The following is a 19,515-nucleotide window of genomic DNA, read 5'->3' as shown; positions in this document are numbered from 1 at the left end:
CGGCTGATCCGGTCCGACCGGGCCGCGCGGCAAGGAGATATATTGCCAGACCGCGAAGCCCTGTGGGACGTCAATTCCACTCTTCACAAGTCCTACACAACATATCGCTTTCTATAGCTAATAGAAAGACTGGTGCGGATCTTCCGCACGTATCAGATGATGACCCTTTGGTTCAGGAATATATAGAGATCGGTCACCTGTAAGTGTCTATCTACCCGCGCTTTTAGCAATGTAAACCGCGCTTCAGATAAAAAGAGGGAGCGCCGCGCACAACGCGACACTCCCCTAGCGATTCAAGAGAATCTATTAGGCCTCGAGAGCCTTCTTGGCGATGGTAGCCAGCTCGTTGAAGGACTCGATGTCCTCGTAAGCCATCTGAGCCAGGACCTTGCGGTCGAGCTCGATGCCGGCAACCTTCAGGCCGTGCATGAACTGAGAGTAAGAAATATCGTTCAGGCGAGCAGCAGCGTTGATACGAGTGATCCAGAGAGAACGGATCTCGCGCTTCTTGTTGCGGCGATCACGATACTGATACTGCAGGGAGTGCTGGACCTGCTCTTTAGCATGCTTGTAAGTACGCGAAGCGGCACCGTAGTAACCCTTCGCACGGTGCATAACGGTACGGCGCTTCTTCTTGGCGGCAACAGCGCGCTTAATACGTGCCATGTTCTATCAACTCCTAGACGGTAAAACGAAAAACGGGAACGCGAACTTAGGCGAGACGCGACTTGATGACCTTGCGGTCGGCAGCGGCGATCTCGGTCTCCTGACGGAAGCCACGCTTACGCTTGGTGGACTTCTTGCTCAGGATGTGGCTCTTGAAAGCCTTGGCGCGCATAAGCTTGCCGGTACCAGTCTTGCGGAAACGCTTCTTGGTGCCGCTGTGGGACTTCATCTTAGGCATGAAATACTCCTTAATCGGTTACAGAACACTAGTTACTTGCTATCGCTTGCCGCTTTATCCTCATCGAAGGCGCCCTTAATCGGGGCGAGCAGCATAAGCATGTTACGGCCTTCCATCTTAGGCTTGGACTCGACCGTAGCGTAAGGCTTGAGATCCTCGGCGAGACGCTCGAGAACGTTAAGGCCCTGCTCCGGGTGAGCCATCTCACGGCCGCGGAACATGATGGTGATCTTAACGCGTGCGCCCTTCTTGAGGAAACGCAGAACGTGGCCCTTCTTGGTCTCGTAGTCGCCAACGTCGATCTTGGGTCGGAACTTCATTTCCTTGACCTCGACCTTGGACTGGTTCTTACGAGCAGCCTTGGCCTTCATGGCCTGCTGGTACTTGAACTTACCGTAGTCCATGACCTTGCAGACCGGCGGCTCCGCGTTGGGAGCGATCTCGACCAGGTCGAGACCCTGATCGTCGGCGACGCGCTGGGCATCGCGGATGGCGAACAGGCCGAGCTGAGAGCCATCGACGCCAATCAAACGACACGAAGATGCAGTGATCTCGTCGTTGATGCGGGTGTCATCAGACTTAGCTATTTTCCCTACCTCCATTCATAAAAAAATAACCCGGCGCTTCTCAGCAACCAGGTCGTACACATAGACTTCCTCGATTTGAGGAAGGGAATCTAAGTTGTATGACCAGTCAGCTGCTCATTGGCGCCAAAAGGTGGGAACCCTCAGGTTCCTCTTTAGGGCATTGTGGGAACAACGCCTTGCGAATAATAACACGTACAGCGCGTTATCACATTACGTACACGAAAAAGGGACCTTGACCCCCTTGAACACTCGCTTGCATGTATGGTGCTCGAGGCGAGACTCGAAGGGCCTTCGCTTCGCGAAGCCCCGGGCTTCGGGCGCGTGGCGCCCTCGCCACGCTCCGCTACAAACAGGCCACAGGCCTGTTTGCTTAACGCTTCGCGCGCTCACGCGAGTTCGGCACGAAAAAGGGGGCCGCAACCCCCTTGAACGCTCACTTGCATGTATGGTGCCCGAGGCGAGACTCGAACTCGCACGTTGTTGCCAACGGTGGATTTTGAGTCCACTGCGTCTGCCAATTCCGCCACTCGGGCACGCAATGCGTGAGTTAGTTTATCACAGCTTTCTACCGATTAGTCCGAAAATGGAACTTCGAGCATTTCGATGAGTTCGACCGTGCGGAGCATCTCGCGCCGACGGCATCCGCGACCGTCGACCGAAGCCTCACCCATCTGGTTATCGTAAGGGTCCTCGCGCATGCCGTCGAAAGAGGGCTCAAACTCTGCCTGGAATCGATTGTTGGCCACCATACGCCACGGGTCGAGATTGCCAAAGTAGTGACGGCGGCGCCACTCCTCCCCCATCCTGCGAGCAGAAGATCCAAATGACACGTCGGCGTTGAGCCAACCGGTCTGCGGCGTATAGAACTCTGCCCAGTCGTGCGACCCCACCGAATCGGGCGCAACGTACAGGCCGCTCTGCCAACGGGCAGGCACGCCCGCGATACGGCACATGGTGATAAACGTGAGCGCCATAACGCCGCAATCGCCGCGGAGCGAATGCGCGCAGTCATCGACAATAGATCCCAAAAGCAAGTACGGCGGCTGATAGCGATAGTCGATATGCTGCGTCAGGTAATCATAGATAGCACGGGCGCGATCGAGCGGATCCTCGAGTCCGTCAACAACACCGGCCGTCAGCTGCAGCAGATACGGCGTGAATGCAATGTGCGGACGGTCCTCGGAAATATCCTCGGGCAGAGGCGCGTCCATACGCGGATGAACCGGAAGTGTGCCACCGTAGACATCACAATAAGCAGCATCGATGTGATAGCGATAGGTCGCCGAGAATGAGCGCTCACTCGAAGAAGACCACGAGACGGTACGCGCCGAAGCGTTCGCGGGAGCAACAGCACCCTCCGGCGTCATGTCGAGAATGTCGACCCGAGACTGCTGGCGGCAGGTGGCGGCAACGGGAAGCCAAGCGCGAACGGTCTCCCCCTCTAGAGCGCCGGGGACAGACACAGACGCTTTAAGCGTAATGACGCGAGCCAATCCGTTTTGCGACTCCATCTCCTTGAGCATCTCGTTGCGCAGTGCAATTCCGTCCGTAGGATCGGGACGCATGCCGGGGACCTCTTTGGGATATACGCGAAGCGAATCGAGGAAGTTGTCGAGAACGAACAGCTCGCCATCGATAAAGCGCCAGTCAATACGCTTACGGTCAATCAGATCGTCAAACTGCTCCTCGGTAAACTCAGGCCACTCCTCGCGAATCATCGTAATAGCCTGATCGCGCGACACCGAAAAATGAAGCGGCGTCTCGAGCATGCGATACCGCTCGGCACGAACACAAGCAGCCAGCGAAGGCTCGGGGTTCTGCTCCAAAAGGCGATCGCAGGCAGCAACAGCCTGCGTCAAATACCCGGCATCCTTAAGACGAAAAATCTCGGGCGGCAGTCCAACATCGAGATGACGAAAGTCATCACAGCGAACATCAGCAGAGCAACCAACTGGACCCTCGTCAATAACCTTCCCATCCGAAGGCAGCACATTAATAACAGCCATATACCAAACTCCAAGTCATTAGAACTCTTGAAGCACATTGTAGCGAGATAAAAAGAAAGCCCCAATAAAGGAACCCTCAACACCGATAAACGGTACCTATAAAAATGAATTCAGCCCAGTAACCCTGTAGCGAGTTAACAAAGGAGGCCCCGTTTCCCCGGAGCTGATTCCGTCGCGCGACTTCTGGCGAAGCCAGAAGCCATTTTAATTCAGCCTCGTAACCCTGCGGCGTTAAACGAAGGAAGCCCCGTCCCCCGGAACTGTTTCCTTGGCGCGACTTCTGGCGAAGCCAGGTGAGCGCAAAGGAAACAGTGTAGGGGGACGGGGCTTCCGGCGGGAAGTTTAGCGACGCTTACGCCTTGTTGACGGAGCCAAACTCCTCCATGAGCTCCTTGGTGCGGGCAACGATGTTGTCGCGACCAGGCTTGAGGAGCTTGCGGGGGTCAAAGCCCTTGCCCTGCTGATCCTTGCCAGCCTCGATGTACTCGCGGACGCCCTTGGCGAAGACGAGCTGCAGGTCGGTGTTGACGTTGATCTTGGAGATGCCCAGGGAAATGGCCTTCTTGATCTGATCCTCGGGGATGCCGGTGCCACCGTGCAGGACGAGGGGCAGGTCGCCGGTCTGAGCCTTGATCTCGCCCAGACGCTCGAAGGAAAGGCCGGCCCAGTCGGCGGGATACACGCCGTGGATGTTGCCGATGCCGCAGGCGAGGAAGTCGACGCCCAGGTCAGCAATCTGCTTGCACTCAGCGGGGTCAGCGAGCTCGCCGTTGGAGGTCACGCCGTCCTCGGTGCCGCCAATGCCGCCGACCTCGGCCTCGATGGACATGCCCTTGGAGTGGGCAAGCTCAACGAGCTCCTTGGTGCGGTCGAGGTTAAGCTGGAAGGTCTCCTCGTGAGAGCCGTCATACATGATGGACGTGAAGCCGGCCTCGATGCACTTGAAGCAGTCCTCGTAAGAACCGTGGTCGAGGTGAAGGGCGACGGGAACGGTAACGCCCGTGGCCTCGACGGCAGCCTTGACCATGTCGGCGCAGACCTTGAAACCGCCCATCCACTTAGCGGCACCAGCGGTGCACTGAAGGATCAGCGGAGACTTGGCCTCCTCGGCGGCCTGGAGAATAGCCAGGGTCCACTCGAGGTTGTTGGTGTTGAAGGCACCGAGACCGTACTTGCCGGCCTCAGCCTTCTTGAGCATGTCTGCTGCGTTGACGAGCATAAAAGAAACCTCCTGTAAGGTTGCTCCGATAACGCCTGAGATTTTACCACGGCGCACCCGGGCATAAACGTTCGTTTGTTCACGAATATCGTCCAAACAGACTTTTTTTGACCGTTTGCCCTACGGAATCGACCCGTTGGGGAAAAATAGCTTGACGTTTGGACGCTTCTCGTGCTTCAAAAGCCGACTATTAAGCTACATCCGCATGAAAGGGTTCTGCATGAGCTCGCGTGCCATGGTGGTCGAATCGCCATGGCCGGTTAGGCAAACGGTATCGGGTGGAAGCATGTGGGCGAGCTTGGAGAGCGAACGCAGAATCGCTGCCTCGTCGCCACCGGCAAGATCGGTGCGGCCGTGGCTGCCCGGGAATAGGGTGTCGCCCACAAAGGCAATGTTCCCCTGCTCGGTGGCGGCGAACAGAACGATGCCGCCCGGTGTGTGCCCGGGCACCTCAATTACCTGCAGGCAAATGTCGCCCAGCTCAATGGTGTCGCCCTCGGCAAGCAGCCGCGTCGGCTCACCTGGATCGGGCGTCTCGATGCCCCACATCGCTCGCTGCTCCTCGATATTCGCATGCGGCACTGCTGCGTCCTTGCCACACAGCTCGTACAGGGCGTCGGCGCCAACGGCGGCCCGAACTCCAGCGACACCGCCAACATGGTCGGCGTGACCGTGCGTGCAAATGGCGCCGAGCACCTGCACATCGGGATGCTCGGCTCGAATATGTTCCACCAAACGCTCACCTTCCCATGCGGGGTCGATAATCACGCACTCATTGTCCGAAATAACAGCATAGCTATTGGTCTGAATGGGACCGTTTACGAGCGTCTCAATCTCGACCGATCCCTTGGGAGTTAAATCCAAGGACACAGCACTCATGCCCCTCTCCTCTCTATAGAACTCGAGGCATCAAACGATGCCTCGAGTGTAGCGAATATCGATAATGTGGCACGTTCGTCGCGACTAAACGCGGCGCTTAAGCTGGGCTCCACCCTCGCCGGGCATCAAGCGACGCGCGTCGTAGACCGAGTCAACGCTGCTGATGGAGGCCAGCAGCGGATCCAGACCACTCGCGTCCGAGATCTCGACCATAAAGCGCAGGGTTGCAATACCCTCGCGGTTGGTCGACGTGGCGGCAGAAAGGATATTGCCACCCGCATCGCCAATGGCAATGGTGACATCCTTGAGCAGGCCCATGCGGTCCAGGCACTCGACCACGATCTCGACCTGAAAGAGGGTGTCGGCAGCGCCGTCCCACTCCACTTCGATCATGCGCTCGGGATGCTCCATAAGACCCTTGACGTTGGGACAGTTGGCGCGATGCACCGAAACGCCACGACCGCGCGTGATGAAGCCGACGATGTCGTCGCCCGTCACGGGGTTGCAGCAATGAGCCAGACGGACCAGTAGGCCGCTGTTGCTCTCGCCCTTGACGATAATGCCGTTGCTGGCGCTCTTGCCGCGCTTTTGCGGCTTGCGGTTGGAGCCGCGGGCAGGCTGCTTGACGACCTCGGCAATGGCTTCGGCCTTGGTGAACTGTTCCTCGGGTTTGGGGTCCAAGATTTGCTCGACCTTATTGCCAACGGCACGTGGGGCGACTTTGCCCGCACCAACGGCGGCAAACAGGTCCTCGAGCTGCTTATAGTTAAACTGCTCCGCCACGGCGTTGAGCGCACGCGTGGATCGTGGCGTAGAGATGCCATATCCGCGCTTGCGCAGGTCCTTAGCCAGTATATCGCGGCCGGCGGCAGCGTCGTCGTCCTTGGTCGCGGCGGCGAAGTAACGGCGGATCTTTGACTTGGCGGAAGGTGTCTTAACGATCTTGAGCCAATCACGCGACGGCTTGGAACTCTTGTTGGTCAGAATCTCGACACGGTCGCCCGTCTTGATCTCGTGCGTGAGCGGGGCCACCGCACCGTTGATCTTAGCGCCGACGCAGTGGTTGCCCACCTCGGTGTGAACGGCATAGGCAAAGTCGAGCGGCGTGGAGCCGGCACGAAGCGCCATGACCTCGCCCTTGGGCGTAAAGACGAAGATCTCCTGATCGAACAGATCGACCTTCAGCGAATGCAGGTATTCCTTGGCGTCGGTGATCTCATCAGACGCAGCCCAATCGAGCGAATGTTTGAGCCAGTTAATCTGGTCGTCCAAGCGCTGGGCATCATTGGTCTTAGACGCAGACGATCCGCCCGACTTCTTATAGAGCCAGTGGGCGGCAATACCGTACTCGGCCTGCTCGTGCATCTCGTAGGTACGAATCTGAATCTCGAGCGGACGAGCCGTGGGGCCGATAACCGTCGTGTGGAGCGACTGGTAGTTATTGACCTTGGGCATGGCGATATAGTCTTTAAAGCGCCCGGGCATGGGGTGCCACAGCGTATGCACCGCACCGAGCGTGGAGTAGCAATCGCGCACCGAATGCGTGATGACGCGCAGTGCCACCAGGTCGTAGATCTCGGAAAATTCCTTGCCCTTGCGCTTCATCTTTTGGTAGATGGACCAATAGTGCTTGGAACGGCCGTTGATCTGGAAGTCCTCCAGGCCAATGCGGTTGAGCTCGTCGGTGAGTGTCTTGATGGTCTCGGCCAGATAGCGCTCACGGACCTCGCGCGACTCCGCCACCATGCGTGCGATGCGCTGGTAGGCGTCGGGCTCCAAATAGAAGAAGGACAGGTCCTCGAGTTCCCACTTGATAGAGCTCATGCCCAGGCGGTCGGCCAGGGGCGCGTACACGTCCATGGTCTCGCGCGCCTTAAACAGGCGGCGGTCTTCGCGCAGGGCGGCAAGCGTGCGCATATTATGCAGGCGGTCGGCGAGTTTGACGATGATAACGCGAATGTCCTTGGACATGGCAAGGAACATCTTGCGCAGCGTAAGCGCCTGCTTCTCGTCCATGCTGTCGACTTCGATGTTGGTGAGCTTGGTCACGCCGTCGACGAGCTCTGCCACGGTTTCGCCAAACAGGCCGGAAACATCGGCAAGCGAGGTCTCGGTATCCTCGACGGTATCGTGCAGCAGCGCGGCGCACACCACGTCACAGTCCATCTTAAGGTCGGCCAAAATGATGGCCACCTCGACGGGATGGTTGATGTACATCTCGCCCGAGCGGCGCTTTTGGTTGCAATGCTTCTCGGCGGCAAAGCAGTAGGCCTGTTCCACCTTAGAGAAGTCGTCCTCATTCATATATTTGAGGCACAGGCGCTCCAGCTTGTCGTAGCTGTCCGCCATAATCTCGGGTGGCAGCTCATCGGCATGCTTATAGTGCTCCATCTCCGAAAAAGGCTGGAGGGTGGAATCATGGGCGGTACGGGCTGCGGCATCCATCGAGGTCCCCTTCCCCTAGGCCCGCGGTACGATCGGGCGGTTAACTTTGGCTAGCATATCAGAAGCGCACGAATCGAGCGCCCAGCTCCGGAAAGCCGAGAACTCCATGCGCGAGCGCAAGCCCTCCAAATAGCGAATCGACCTGCTCAATTGCACGCGGCCGGGGTTTTCGGCCATCGCGATGCGACGGGTGTCGTCAAACCCCGAAACGCGACAGAAACCAAGCTCTTCGAAGATTCCCAGGCCGCTTTCCACCGAGCGCTCGTCAACCGGCGTGCGAGCATCGATGGCAAGACACATCTGAGCGATGTCGATATCGCTCGCGCTAAAGGAATCGTCCCCGGTCTTGCCGCGGTTGGAGCGCCACATGGTCTGCAACGCGCGATAGAGCGTGACGAGTTCGTCGCGCTCGGGCGCATAGCAGTCGAGTAGGCGCTCGTTAATGCGGGCGTCGCGCGACGAATAGAGCAGATGGATCACGGCGGGCTGGCCATCGCGACCGGCGCGGCCGCTCATCTGGTTAAACTCAATGCCGCCAAACGGCATGTGGTAGAGCACGACATGGCGGATATCGGGCAGGTTCACGCCCTCACCAAAGGCAGATGTCGAAACGATGCAACTGAGGCTTCCGTCACGAAACGCTTCCTCGACACGGCGACGATCGGAGCGCGCAAGCCCCGCGTTATAGAACGCGATGCGGGTCGCGCAATCGGGTACCCGCTTGCGCAGCGTCTTAGCAAGCGCCACGGACTGATCACGCGAATTGACGTAGATGACGGTCTTCTCCCCCGTCGCGACGATGGACACCAGGCGGTTTTCGCGGCTCGCAAGATCGCGGTCGTCCTCGAGCTGCAAGTTCTCGCGCACGGTCTCGTCGACCACCGTACGGGTAATCGGCAACACGCGGGCAAGCTCCGCCACGACCGGAGCCGTCGCGGTGGCCGTCGCCGCCATAACGACCGGATCGCCCAGGGCCTTGAGGATATCGGGCATGTCGAGGTATGCGCTACGGTCGCCGCCCTTGGCAAGACCGGCATGATGCGCCTCGTCGATAACGACAAACCCGATACGACCCGAGCGAGCAAAGCGGTCGCGGTGAATAGACAGGAACTCAGGCGTCGTGAGCACGATGCCGGTGCGGCCCGAAGCCAAGCCGGCAAACACGTCATCGCGCGCCGCCTCCACGGTCTCGCCGGTCAGCACGCCTACGCCAATGCCGAGCGCAGCCATCGTCGACGAGAGGTGATAGGCCTGGTCGGCAACGAGCGCACGCAGCGGATAGACAAAGATACTCGCACGCCCGCGAAGGACCGCCTCGCGCGCGGCGTGCACATGGAAGATAAGAGACTTTCCGCGCCCCGTTCCCATAACGGCCAGAACACTTTGGTGATCGGCCAGGGCATCGAGCGCTTCGACCTGCGCGCGGTGCGGCTGGTTCGAGCCGATAAAGCTATGGATAAGCGAGCGCGTGAGCTCGGTATAAGAAAGTTGGGCGAGCGTTTGGCGCTTTCGGGACTCCAGGCGCAGGCCGGAATCCGCCGGCTGCACGCCACGACGAAGCTCGCATGCCGGATCGTCGACGCTGGGCAGCGTGGTATCGCGGACCAGAACATCCTTGATCATGAGCTTGGGCTTTACGCGACCTTGCCAATGCTCGGCCACGGCCTCGAACACCAAGTCGACGGCGCTATCACAATTGATGAGCTTATCGATCTGCGGCACGCGGAACATAATGGCCGGCACACTCGCGGCGCCATCGGTCGCCACGAAGCGCATGTGCTCGCCGGTTTTGCCCACCACGGCGCGATCGCACATTGTCACGCCCTCGGCCGCCAACAGCGGCACCTTGTTGCCCTGGCCAAACGGCTCAAGACGGGAGATCTGCTCGATGGTCTCAATATTCAGCTCGGAAAGGTCGACGGTGGCGGCGACCTCGTCGGTGTCTTCAAAGTCCTCGGCGGGAAGCTCCGATAGCACGGCGGAAAGGCGGCGGCGGAACTCATCGAGCTTGGATGCCTCGATGGTCACACCCACCGCACCGGCATGTCCGCCGCGACGAATCAGCAGGTCGGAACAGCGCTCGACGGCGTCAAACAGGTTAACTTTGCCCACCGAGCGGCCCGATCCGCGTGCAACGCCGTCCTCGATCGAGAAGAGCAGCGCCGGCACGTGATAGCGATTGGTCAGGCGGCTCGCCACGATGCCCTTGACGCCCTCGTGCCAGCCCTCGCCACCCACGACGATTGCGCGTCCGCCGTCATAGGTCTTCTCGACCTTTGCCATGGCATCGCGCGTGAGCTCCGCCTCGATCTCACGGCGCTGGCGGTTGATTTCCTCGAGCTCAGCCGCCAGTGCGCTTGCTTCGATGGGATCGCGGGCAAGCAGCAGGTCGAGCGCCAGCTTGGGATCAGCCATGCGGCCGGCAGCATTCAGACGAGGGATGAGCGAAAACGACAGGCCGTCGGCCGTAATGGTAGAAAGGTCCGTCTTGGCGAGCGCAGCAAGCGCGATATAGCCGGGACGAGCGGTTACGCGCATCTGCTGGATGCCCTCGGCAACCAGCGCGCGGTTCTCGGGCGTGAGCGGCATCATGTCGGACACGGTGCCCAGCGCCGCGACCTCGATTAGCGAACGCCAATACGACGGCTTGCCCAGGCGCTCACCCAGGACTTGCACCAGCTTGAGCGCCACACCAGCACCGGCAAGTTCACGCGAGGGACCCTCGTCCTCGAGCTTGGGGTCGGTCAGGGGCACGCCCTGCGGCACCTGGTCGGAGGGCTCGTGATGGTCCGTGACCACCAAATCGATCCCCAGGCTCTCCAGATAGGAAACCTCTCCCTTGGCGGCAATGCCGTTATCGACGGTCACGATCAGGTTGGGTTGGGCGAGCTCGTTGACGCGGTCGAGCGCCGCACGCGACAGGCCGTAGCCCTCGTCAAAGCGATGCGGAATAAACGGCGTGACGTTGGCGCCAAACGAACGTAGCGCCTCGGTCAACAGACAAGTCGACGTAATGCCGTCGACGTCAAAATCGCCAAAGACCGCGATGTGCTCGTGGTTGCGAATAGCGCGCTCGACGCGGTCGGCAACGACCGCCATGCCCGGAATAATGAGTGGGTCGGCCCAGTCGCGATCGAGCGAAGGCGTCAAAAACAGCTGGCCTTCCTCGATGGATGTTATGCCGTGCGCAACCATAATGCGCGCCACCAGCCCGGGTATGCCCAGGCCAGCCGAAAGCTCCTTTTCGAGCTCGGGGTTTTGCCGAGCGACTGCCCAGCGATGCGTCGTCTTAAGCGATGACATAGGCGCCCACCCCCGATAGGGGCAGGTCGCCGCGATACCTCTCACGGTTCATAGCGATGAGTCCTCTGTGTATACCCGCTTCGGCAGGCAGATCTGTTGAACGGATTTATTATACCGTGCAGCGCGGACGCACAACGTCCAGCACGCCGCGGTTTCGATAAACGAGGGTGGTAATACCCTCGAAATAATCGAGCGTTTCTGACGCACGGACGCATGCGAGCGTCTAGCATATCCATTCAAAACGGATTCACGAGCAAAGGGAGTCACAAGAGCATATGAAGCAATGGGTTGGACTGGGCAAGTTTCTTGCGGGGCACATGCAGGTCATCGTTCCGATTTGCGTGACGCTCGGCGTGCTCTTTCCCCGGCAGATCGGCGTGCTCAAGCCCATCGTTCCCGCCCTGTTTGCCTTTATGACGTTCCAAGGTGCGCTCAGCAACACCTTTCACCAGGTGGCCGAGGTGTTCCGCCGTCCCCTACATTTGATTTTGGCGTTATTTGTCTCGGCCGTGCTCATCCCCATCGCGGCGTATGCCATGAGCTCACTGTTCTTTGGTTCCAACCCAAACCTTGTCTGCGGCATCGTGCTCGAGTACAGCGTACCCGTGGCAGTCACCGCCTTTATGTGGATTAGCATGTTCGGCGGCAACGGCCCGCTCGCGCTCACCATCATCCTGACGTCCTCGGTCATCTCACCTGTGACGATTCCGCTCACGCTCAAGCTCCTGCTGGGTGCCACCGTCGCAATCGATGTGTCGAGCATGATGCAGAACATGGCCTTTATGATTGCCATCCCTGCCATCCTCGGCATCTTGATCAACGAACTCACGCGCGGATGGGGACACGAGAAACTCTCCCCCGCGCTCTCGCCCGCCTGCAAGTTCATGATGATGAGCGTTATCGCGTCCAACTCCACCGCCATGAGCGAGTACGTGCTGCACATGAACGCGGTGCGCCTGGAAGTCGCCCTCTTTATTTTGACCTTCGCCATCAGCGGCTTTGTCGTCGGCATTCTGGTCGCCCGCGCGTTGCACCTGCCGTATAGCGAGACGACCACCATGTGCTTTACCTGCGGCATGCGCAATATCTCTTCGGGCGCCGTCATCGCCACGCAGTATTTTCCCGGCGAGGTCGTGTTTCCCGTCATGTGCGGAACGCTGTTTCAGCAGGTGCTCGCCTCGGTTATCGGACATCTCTTTGAGCGACTGACCGGCGAGGAGCGCGCCGCCCAGCGCAAGCGCGTCGAGGCCGGCCGCGACGCCATGGGACGCTAGACTGTCCGCATTACGCGGGTGATAGTCTTGCTATACGAGCGTTTCCAGATGCGCACGCAGGCGCTCTGCATCGATATCGAGCGTGGTCTCGGCATTGACCTGGGCCAAACGATAACCGACAAAGTAGGGCGAAACCACCCAACGCGGCAACACCTTGGCAATGGTCCGGCCGTCCATGTGGTAGAAGAACAAGTTGTACGACTCCGCGCGGCCGCCGTGGTGCTCGTGCAGGATATAGTGCAGGGCCACCTGAATCGCATCGGCAAACAGGTCCGCTTCGGCTTGGTCGCGGGCGTCGTCGCTGGCGGCGATTCCCTGTGGAGCCGAGACGTTAACCTCAAAGAATCCCATAATCGGTTCGGTTGAGATGTTGACCGAGATTCTCCCCTGTTGCCAAACATTGATGCCTTCGAAATTGGCGGAAGCCAGCGAAGCATAGCCGTCTTCCTGCTCCAAGCCCACAATCTGCATGTGTGGATGGACGAGGCTGCCGCCCGAAAGCGGGCCTTTGTTCTTGTACAGGAGCACACTGCGGTACTGTTGGGAATCGAGCATCTGCTGCCAACAGCCCAGGGCAAACCGCATCACATGATGCAGCTCATCCGGTTCATAGGTCGCCAGGTCGGCGTCGTGATTGGCAGACTCGATCAATACGGTCTGACGGGTGGCCCGCAAGGTCTTGAACTTATTCTCGAGCCAGATGCAGTCACCATCGCGCTGGATGACGCTGGCGAGCCCCTCCGTATCACAAAAGGGGCACGCGGTGCCAGGGCGACGATTATCGTCGGGCTTGCCGCTCGCCTGCTGAACGTCAAATACCAGCGCCACGGGCTATACCTCCACCGGCACGATCTTGGTGCCATGGAGCTCGGAGACGCCTAGCGCCGCCGCGACCGCGTCGCGATTTGCCGTAGTGATGCCGCCTCCGGGAAGGATGGTCAAGCGGTCGCCCGCATACTCGATCAAGCGGGCCAGGTTTTCGAAGTTGTCCTCGATCGGCGCACTGGCAGTACCACCGTGCGTCAGAATGCGCGTAACGCCGCAGTCGACAAGTGTATCAATCGCATCGAGCTGAGCCTCGGGCGAGAGCTGGTCAAACGCCATGTGGAAGGTGATGTCAAGGGACTCGCGCTTGCACTCCTCCGTCGCGCAGCCCGTAGCCATAACGAGGGCGCCGAGGGTGAGCTCGTCGAGCGCCCAGCCGCTGGCACAGGGCTTGCAGCAGCCAAAGACCAGGCCGTCAACGCCGGCGCTCACAGCAAGGCCCAGGTCCATCTCCATCATGCGCAGCTCGTCCTGGTTGTAATGAAAGTCGCCACCACGCGGACGAATCATGCACATCACTCGCGCGTCATGCTCGTGAGCGTAGCTGACTGTAGCGCTAATAACGCCGGCGGAAGGCGTGGTGCCACCGACGGCGAGGTTGTCACACAGCTCAATGCGCCCCGCACCGGCCTCGATGGCCGCCGGCACTCGCTCAAAGTTCTCGGCACAAAACTCGTACAGCATAGATAGACCCCCAGATGACGCTTCTATTTCCACGCGGCATTGTCGCACGCCCCCATGAAGTTGCGGTGGAATAGGGACTGTTTTGGCCTCTGAGGCTCCCATTTAGTCCCTATTCCACCGCAACATAAAGGGGGCAGAACCAAAGTAACGCCGCAGGCAGAGGACGGACAGCGAGCGGGCACCAGAGCGAACAAATTGGCATGAAAAGAGGACGGCATAGACCTTCTGGTCATGCCGCCCTCTTTGAATGACAAGTTGTCGCTCTGGTGCCCGCGCAGCGTCGGCTGGTCCGCCGTTCGGCAGAACGGCGGAACCGCCTAACCGCCCAGATAGGCCTTACGCACGTTGTCGTCGTGCAGCAGCTCTTGGCCGGTGCCGGTCATGGTGATCTTGCCGGTCTCGAGCACGTAGCCGCGTGTGGCGATGGAAAGCGCCATCTGTGCGTTTTGCTCGACCAGGAGCACCGTGGTTCCGGCCTTATGCAGATCCTCGACGATCTGGAAGATCTGCTCAATCAGAATCGGTGCCAAGCCCATAGAGGGCTCATCGAGCATGAGCAGCTTAGGGTTACTCATAAGAGCGCGGCCCATGACGAGCATCTGCTGCTCGCCGCCCGAAAGGGTGCCGGCGACCTGGCGACGGCGCTCCTTCAGGCGCGGGAACTGCTCGTAGACGCGCTCAAGGCCCGGAGCAACCGTGGACTTTGGCTGCGTGTAGGCGCCCATCTCCAGGTTCTCCTCGACCGTCATCTGCAAGAAGGCGCGACGGCCCTCGGGGACCTGAGCCAAGCCCTTGCCCACCAGCTTGTCGGCAGGCGTATGGGTAATGTCCTCGCCCATAAACTTGATGGAGCCGGTCTTGGAACGCAGCAGGCCCGAGACGGTTTTAAGCGTCGTGGACTTGCCGGCACCGTTCGCACCGATCAGAGCCACGATCTCGCCCTCGTTGACGTTAAAGGAGATGTCCTTGATGGCGTGGATGGCGCCGTACCAGACATTGATGTTGTAGACGGAAAGCATCGGCTCTGCCATTTAGTTCTCCCCCTTATCCTGCTTGCCCAGATACGCCTCGATAACAGCGTCGTTGTTCTGGATTTCCTCGGCCGTGCCTTTGGCGATGACCTTACCAAAGTTGAGCACGCAGATACCCTCGCAAATATTCATGACGAGCGACATGTCGTGCTCGATAAGCATGATGGCGATACCAAAGGTGTCGCGAATCTTAACGATGTTCTCCATGAGTTCCGCGGTCTCGGACGGATTCATGCCGGCGGCAGGCTCGTCGAGCAGCAGCAGTTTGGGGTTGGTGGCAAGCGCGCGGACGATCTCCAGACGACGCTGAGCACCGTAAGGCAGCGATCCAGCCTGCTCGTTTGCCAGGTGCTCCATATCAAAGATGGACAGCAGCTCCATTGCACGCTCGTGGGCGGCCTTCTCGTGTTTCCAATACGTCGGCAGGCGCAGCACGCCCTCAAAGCCGGAGTAGCGCTCCTGGTTGTGCAGGCCGACCTTAACGTTATCCTCCACCGTCATGGTGTTGAACAGGCGAATGTTCTGGAAGGTACGGGCAATACCCATGCGGTTGACCTGATAGACCGACTTGCCCGAGGTGTCCTCGCCGTCGAGCAGGATGGTGCCGTGCGTGGGCTGGTACACCTTGGTGAGCAAGTTGAAGACCGTGGTCTTGCCAGCGCCGTTGGGACCAATGAGACCGGCAATCTCGGTCTTACCGATGGTCAGGCTAAAGTCGTCGACTGCCTTAAGGCCACCGAACTCAATGCCCAGGTGAATGCACTCGAGCGCCGGGCGCTCGCCCAGGTCGCGGTCGGGAACGATGGCGCCAGAAGGATAGGGGACCATCTTGCCCTTGTTGAACTCAAATTTACTGGGCATCGGCTGCCACCTCCTTCTTGGAAGCAAAACGGTCCTTGACGCGACCGAAGAACGCCTTGAGCTGCGGGTTGTTGGTAAAGATCATGACCAGGATCAGCACGATGGCGTAGATGAGCATGCGGTAGTCCGAGAACTGACGGAGCAGCTCGGGAAGCACCGTGAGCAACGCCGCCGCGATGACGGAGCCGCGCATATTGCCCAGACCACCCAGGACCACGAACACCAGGATGAGGATGGACGTGTTGAAGTCGAACTTGGTGGCGGAGAGCTGCGAGAAGTTACCGCCGAAGAGAGCTCCGGCAGCACCGGCGAGGGCAGCGGAAACCACGAAGGCGATCATGCGGTACTCGGTGACGGAGATGCCTACGGACTCGGCTGCAATCTTGTTATCGCGCACGGCCATAATGGCACGGCCGGTACGGCTGCGAACCAGGTTGAGCACGATCACGAGCGCGACCATAACCAGGATGGCGCCGGCAAGGAAGGTCGAATAGGTCGACACGCCCGATGCGCCCTGCGCGCCCTTGATGATGGCGGTGCCGTCCTCGAGCAGGTGCAGGTCGTCGATCGTGGAGTTACCCGTGATGTTAAAGATCACATGCAGGCCGCGGGAGTCGACACCCACAATGAGGCAGGTGACGATCTCTTTGATGATCTCGCCAAAGGCCAGGGTCACGATGGCCAGATAGTCGCCGCTCAGGCGCAGGACCGGGATACCGATCAAGAAGCCCAGGATGGCGGCAGCGATGGCGCCGACCACGATGCTGATGATAAGGCGCACAGGATCGGAGGGAACGGCGCTCTCGAGGGCGACCGCGGTGACGATGCCCGTGTAGGCACCGACACTCATAAAGCCCGCATGACCCAGCGACAGGTCGCCCGCGATGCCGACGACGAGGTTGAGGGAAATGGCCATGACGATATAGGCCGTGATGGGAACCAGCTGACCGGCGATCATGCGCGGAATCATGTGGTTCGACTGCATAAAGAACACGATGGCGAAGGCCACGATGCACATGGCGTACGTAACAAAGTCGTGACGCGTCTGCTTGTCTTTAAGAAACTTCATAACGCTCACCTACACCTTCTCGGGGACGTACTTGCCCAAGAGGCCGGCAGGCTTGACGAGCAGGACGATGATCAGAACACCAAAGACGATGGAGTTGGCAAGGCTCGTGGAAATGTAAGCCTGTGCCATCGCCTCGATGATGCCGATGAGAATGCCACCGACAAAGGCGCCGGGGATGGAGCCGATGCCACCGAAGACGGCGGCGTCGAAGGCTTTGATGCCAGGCATGGCACCCGTCGTGGGCTGCAGCACCGGCGAGTAGGAGCACAGGAGCACACCGGCGATGGCGGCAAGGGCAGAGCCGATGGCGAACGTCATCGAGATGGTACGGTTGACGTTGATGCCCATGAGCTGAGCGGCGGCCTTGTCCTCGGACACGGCGCGCATGGCTTTGCCCATCTTGGTCTTACCTGTAAAGAACATCAGGCCGGCCATGATAACCAGGCAGGCGACGATGGTGACGAGCGAGACGGCGCTTACGTTGAACTTGGCCAAGAACTCCGGCACCTGGAAGGTGACGAGCGAAGTAAAGTTCTTGGGCGTGGCGCCCCACAGAAGCTGCGCGGCGTTCTGCAGGAAGTAGGACACGCCGATAGCCGTGATCAGAACGGCCAGCGGGCCTGCTTGGCGCAGCGGCTTATAGGCCAGACCCTCAATGAGAACACCGAGAACCGTGCAGACCACACAAGAGAGAACTACAGATGCCCAGCCCGGGAGGCCGAGATACGACGTGGCACAGAACGAGACATAGGCACCGACCATGATGACGTCGCCGTGAGCGAAGTTGAGCATCTTGGCGATACCGTAGACCATGGTGTAGCCCAACGCGATGATGGCGTAGACGCTGCCCATGGACAGGCCGTTGACCAGGTATTGGATAAAGACCGTCATGTTCCACATCCCCCTTTCGAATAGGTTTCCAGTTGATGTATGAAACAGGGACGTTACATCGTCCCTAGATACCAAGCAAGCAGGGAAGGCCAAAACCTCCCCTGCTTGGGATCAAAACCGCTCTATGTAAGGCGGCCAATTAGGCCTGTACGTACTTGCCGTCGGTGATGACGTAAGCCGTGGGCTCCTTCTGGACCTGGCCCTTATCGTTCCAGGTGAGCTTGCCGGTCAGACCGTCAACGGTAATCTTGAGCATAGCCTTGGACAGCTTCTCGGCGGCCTCGGTCGGATCGGCGTCGACGCCAAGACCGGCCTCCTTGAGGGCCTCGGCCACCGCGTGCACGCCATCGTAGGCATCGGCGGCAAACTGGTCGGGGGTATCGCCGTACTTATCCTTGTAAGCGTTGACGAAGTCGGCGTTCTTCTCGTCGTCGGCGGAGAACGGGGTCATGAGCAGCAGACCCTCGGCAAGAGAGGTATCGAAGCCCTCAACGCCCAGGATGCCGTCCATGCCGTCGCAGCCCATCATCTTGACGTCGTAGCCCATGTCCTTGGCGTTCTTGAGCAGGACGGACGCCGGCGTGTAGTAGATCGGCGCAAAGATCATGGTGGCGCCGGCCTGCTTGGCCTTGGTCAGCTGGTTCGTAAAGCTCGTGGCGGAGTCGTCCTTAAAGGTCTCCTCGTCAACAATCTCGAGCTTGGACTCAGCGGCCTGGGCCTTAAAGGAATCTGCGATGCCCGAAGAATATGCGTCGCCGGAGTTATAGAACAGCACGAACTTCTCGTCCGCATACTTCTGCGCCAGGAACTTGGCAGCGTTGACACCCTGGTTGGGGTCGGTGAAGCAAACCTGGAAGACACAATCCTTGCCGTCGGTGACGTCCTCGGAGGACGCGGACGGGGTGATCATGAACGTCTTGGGGTCGTTACCACACTCGGCGGCAACGGCAACCGACGCACCCGTGGTGGTCGGGCCGACGAGGGCCTGCATGCCCCAGTCGAGCAGGGTGTTAAAGGCGTTGACGGCCTTCTCGCCATCGGCCTGGTCATCCTCGGCCTTGCTAGCAAGCGGCAGCTCCTTGGTCGAGAAATCCTTGCAGCCAAGCTCGACACCCTGGGTAACGGACTTGCCGTAGGACGCGTTGGCGCCGGTCAGCGGGCCGATGGTGCCGATCTTAAACGAAGCGTCGCCCGACGCGGAACCGCTGTCGCCGCCGTTGGAGGAGCAGCCAGCTAGAATGGACATCGCCCCCAGACCTGCTGCGCTCGCGATAACGCTCCTGCGATTCATAACAGGGTTCAATGACTTACCGGTGAGGCTCGACATGCGGCTCTCCTCTCAAATCTCGTCGGGTTTCGGTTACCCGACAGGCCATCCTTCGCCGTGTTCGGCGTTCGCAAAATAGTAGACGCTTTAGTTGAGAAAAGTGACGATTATTTCAACTTTTCTTTTGTTTTGTCCATTTATCCATAATTATGCGTATTTCTATCGATTTATGCAGTTTAGCCACTTTATTGTGTGAAAGTAATATTTCCA

At 59.4% G+C, this 19,515-nt stretch carries 16 protein-coding genes and 1 tRNA gene; 1 reads left to right on the top strand and 16 read right to left on the bottom strand.

Features of this window, described 5'->3' with window-relative positions; genetic code table 11:
• Positions 1-306: 306 nt before the first annotated feature.
• The 9 genes from rplT to recJ all read right to left on the bottom strand — a co-directional run bounded on the left by rplT (position 307) and on the right by recJ (position 11,343).
• Positions 307-666 carry a 50S ribosomal protein L20 gene (gene rplT, locus DWZ01_RS04850; protein ID WP_006234421.1) on the bottom strand — a complete coding sequence of 120 codons (360 nt, stop codon included), beginning with the start codon at positions 664-666 and terminating at the stop codon, positions 307-309.
• A gap of 46 nt (positions 667-712) precedes the next feature.
• On the bottom strand, positions 713-904 hold the full coding sequence (rpmI, locus tag DWZ01_RS04845; protein WP_006234422.1) for a 50S ribosomal protein L35: 192 nt from the start codon (positions 902-904) through the stop codon (positions 713-715).
• A 32-nt stretch (positions 905-936) separates the two neighbouring features.
• The gene (gene infC, locus DWZ01_RS04840; protein WP_089573296.1) at positions 937-1,506 is read right to left on the bottom strand and encodes a translation initiation factor IF-3; all 570 of its coding nucleotides are present in this window, start codon (positions 1,504-1,506) and stop codon (positions 937-939) included.
• A 431-nt stretch (positions 1,507-1,937) separates the two neighbouring features.
• Positions 1,938-2,024, bottom strand: a tRNA-Leu gene (locus DWZ01_RS04835).
• A gap of 39 nt (positions 2,025-2,063) precedes the next feature.
• Entirely contained in the window at positions 2,064-3,497 is a 1,434-nt protein-coding gene (locus DWZ01_RS04830; RefSeq protein WP_117758815.1) for a transglutaminase-like domain-containing protein, read from the bottom strand.
• Between the two features lie 352 nt (positions 3,498-3,849).
• Positions 3,850-4,716, bottom strand: coding sequence for a class II fructose-1,6-bisphosphate aldolase (fba, locus tag DWZ01_RS04825; protein WP_117766024.1), 867 nt, complete (start codon positions 4,714-4,716; stop codon positions 3,850-3,852).
• Positions 4,717-4,911: 195 nt separating this feature from the next.
• Positions 4,912-5,595, bottom strand: coding sequence for an MBL fold metallo-hydrolase (locus DWZ01_RS04820; protein WP_117848270.1), 684 nt, complete (start codon positions 5,593-5,595; stop codon positions 4,912-4,914).
• 84 nt (positions 5,596-5,679) lie between these two features.
• Complete coding sequence (locus DWZ01_RS04815) at positions 5,680-8,040, bottom strand: bifunctional (p)ppGpp synthetase/guanosine-3',5'-bis(diphosphate) 3'-pyrophosphohydrolase (protein ID WP_117848269.1); 2,361 nt, start codon at positions 8,038-8,040, stop codon at positions 5,680-5,682.
• Positions 8,041-8,055: 15 nt separating this feature from the next.
• On the bottom strand, positions 8,056-11,343 hold the full coding sequence (gene recJ / locus DWZ01_RS04810; RefSeq protein ID WP_117848267.1) for a single-stranded-DNA-specific exonuclease RecJ: 3,288 nt from the start codon (positions 11,341-11,343) through the stop codon (positions 8,056-8,058).
• A 275-nt stretch (positions 11,344-11,618) separates the two neighbouring features.
• On the opposite strand from recJ, the gene DWZ01_RS04805 reads away from it, so the two are divergent.
• A complete protein-coding gene (locus DWZ01_RS04805) occupies positions 11,619-12,617 on the top strand; it encodes a bile acid:sodium symporter family protein (RefSeq protein ID WP_117848265.1) in 999 nt (332 codons plus the stop codon).
• A 30-nt stretch (positions 12,618-12,647) separates the two neighbouring features.
• Here the strand turns inward: DWZ01_RS04805 and DWZ01_RS04800 are convergent, their stop codons facing one another.
• From DWZ01_RS04800 to DWZ01_RS04770, 7 genes are all read right to left on the bottom strand, one after another.
• Positions 12,648-13,445, bottom strand: coding sequence for a DUF4931 domain-containing protein (locus tag DWZ01_RS04800; protein WP_117635466.1), 798 nt, complete (start codon positions 13,443-13,445; stop codon positions 12,648-12,650).
• 3 nt (positions 13,446-13,448) lie between these two features.
• Positions 13,449-14,126, bottom strand: a complete 678-nt coding sequence (locus DWZ01_RS04795) for a copper homeostasis protein CutC (protein WP_117848263.1) — start codon at positions 14,124-14,126, stop codon at positions 13,449-13,451.
• A gap of 317 nt (positions 14,127-14,443) precedes the next feature.
• On the bottom strand, positions 14,444-15,145 hold the full coding sequence (locus DWZ01_RS04790) for an ABC transporter ATP-binding protein (protein WP_035137222.1): 702 nt from the start codon (positions 15,143-15,145) through the stop codon (positions 14,444-14,446).
• A 12-nt stretch (positions 15,146-15,157) separates the two neighbouring features.
• Positions 15,158-16,018 carry an ABC transporter ATP-binding protein gene (locus DWZ01_RS04785; RefSeq protein ID WP_055287178.1) on the bottom strand — a complete coding sequence of 287 codons (861 nt, stop codon included), beginning with the start codon at positions 16,016-16,018 and terminating at the stop codon, positions 15,158-15,160.
• Positions 16,008-17,087 (bottom strand): branched-chain amino acid ABC transporter permease, encoded by a 1,080-nt coding sequence (locus tag DWZ01_RS04780; protein ID WP_117758808.1) that lies wholly within the window; start codon positions 17,085-17,087, stop codon positions 16,008-16,010. Before DWZ01_RS04780 ends, DWZ01_RS04785 begins: the two co-directional genes overlap by 11 nt.
• Before the next feature lie 9 nt (positions 17,088-17,096).
• The gene (locus DWZ01_RS04775; RefSeq protein ID WP_099432746.1) at positions 17,097-17,978 is read right to left on the bottom strand and encodes a branched-chain amino acid ABC transporter permease; all 882 of its coding nucleotides are present in this window, start codon (positions 17,976-17,978) and stop codon (positions 17,097-17,099) included.
• A 139-nt stretch (positions 17,979-18,117) separates the two neighbouring features.
• Positions 18,118-19,305, bottom strand: a complete 1,188-nt coding sequence (locus DWZ01_RS04770; protein ID WP_117758807.1) for an ABC transporter substrate-binding protein — start codon at positions 19,303-19,305, stop codon at positions 18,118-18,120.
• Positions 19,306-19,515: the final 210 nt, after the last annotated feature.

Source organism: Collinsella sp. AF28-5AC, assembly GCF_003457875.1.
Classification (GTDB): domain Bacteria; phylum Actinomycetota; class Coriobacteriia; order Coriobacteriales; family Coriobacteriaceae; genus Collinsella.
The sequence above is the reverse complement of the archived record's forward strand: the minus strand, read 5'-3'. Positions and strand labels throughout refer to the sequence as shown.

Excerpts from the sequence above, each read along its gene's own strand:
- rplT (WP_006234421.1), bottom strand. The coding sequence starts at position 666 with ATGGCACGTATTAAGCGCGCTGTTGCCGCCAAGAAGAAGCGCCGTACC.
- rpmI (WP_006234422.1), bottom strand. The coding sequence starts at position 904 with ATGCCTAAGATGAAGTCCCACAGCGGCACCAAGAAGCGTTTCCGCAAG.
- infC (WP_089573296.1), bottom strand. The coding sequence starts at position 1,506 with ATGGAGGTAGGGAAAATAGCTAAGTCTGATGACACCCGCATCAACGAC.
- DWZ01_RS04830 (WP_117758815.1), bottom strand. The coding sequence starts at position 3,497 with ATGGCTGTTATTAATGTGCTGCCTTCGGATGGGAAGGTTATTGACGAG.
- fba (WP_117766024.1), bottom strand. The coding sequence starts at position 4,716 with ATGCTCGTCAACGCAGCAGACATGCTCAAGAAGGCTGAGGCCGGCAAG.
- DWZ01_RS04820 (WP_117848270.1), bottom strand. The coding sequence starts at position 5,595 with ATGAGTGCTGTGTCCTTGGATTTAACTCCCAAGGGATCGGTCGAGATT.
- DWZ01_RS04815 (WP_117848269.1), bottom strand. The coding sequence starts at position 8,040 with ATGGATGCCGCAGCCCGTACCGCCCATGATTCCACCCTCCAGCCTTTT.
- recJ (WP_117848267.1), bottom strand. The coding sequence starts at position 11,343 with ATGTCATCGCTTAAGACGACGCATCGCTGGGCAGTCGCTCGGCAAAAC.
- DWZ01_RS04805 (WP_117848265.1), top strand. The coding sequence starts at position 11,619 with ATGAAGCAATGGGTTGGACTGGGCAAGTTTCTTGCGGGGCACATGCAG.
- DWZ01_RS04795 (WP_117848263.1), bottom strand. The coding sequence starts at position 14,126 with ATGCTGTACGAGTTTTGTGCCGAGAACTTTGAGCGAGTGCCGGCGGCC.
- DWZ01_RS04790 (WP_035137222.1), bottom strand. The coding sequence starts at position 15,145 with ATGCTTTCCGTCTACAACATCAATGTCTGGTACGGCGCCATCCACGCC.
- DWZ01_RS04785 (WP_055287178.1), bottom strand. The coding sequence starts at position 16,018 with ATGCCCAGTAAATTTGAGTTCAACAAGGGCAAGATGGTCCCCTATCCT.
- DWZ01_RS04780 (WP_117758808.1), bottom strand. The coding sequence starts at position 17,087 with ATGAAGTTTCTTAAAGACAAGCAGACGCGTCACGACTTTGTTACGTAC.
- DWZ01_RS04775 (WP_099432746.1), bottom strand. The coding sequence starts at position 17,978 with ATGACGGTCTTTATCCAATACCTGGTCAACGGCCTGTCCATGGGCAGC.
- DWZ01_RS04770 (WP_117758807.1), bottom strand. The coding sequence starts at position 19,305 with ATGTCGAGCCTCACCGGTAAGTCATTGAACCCTGTTATGAATCGCAGG.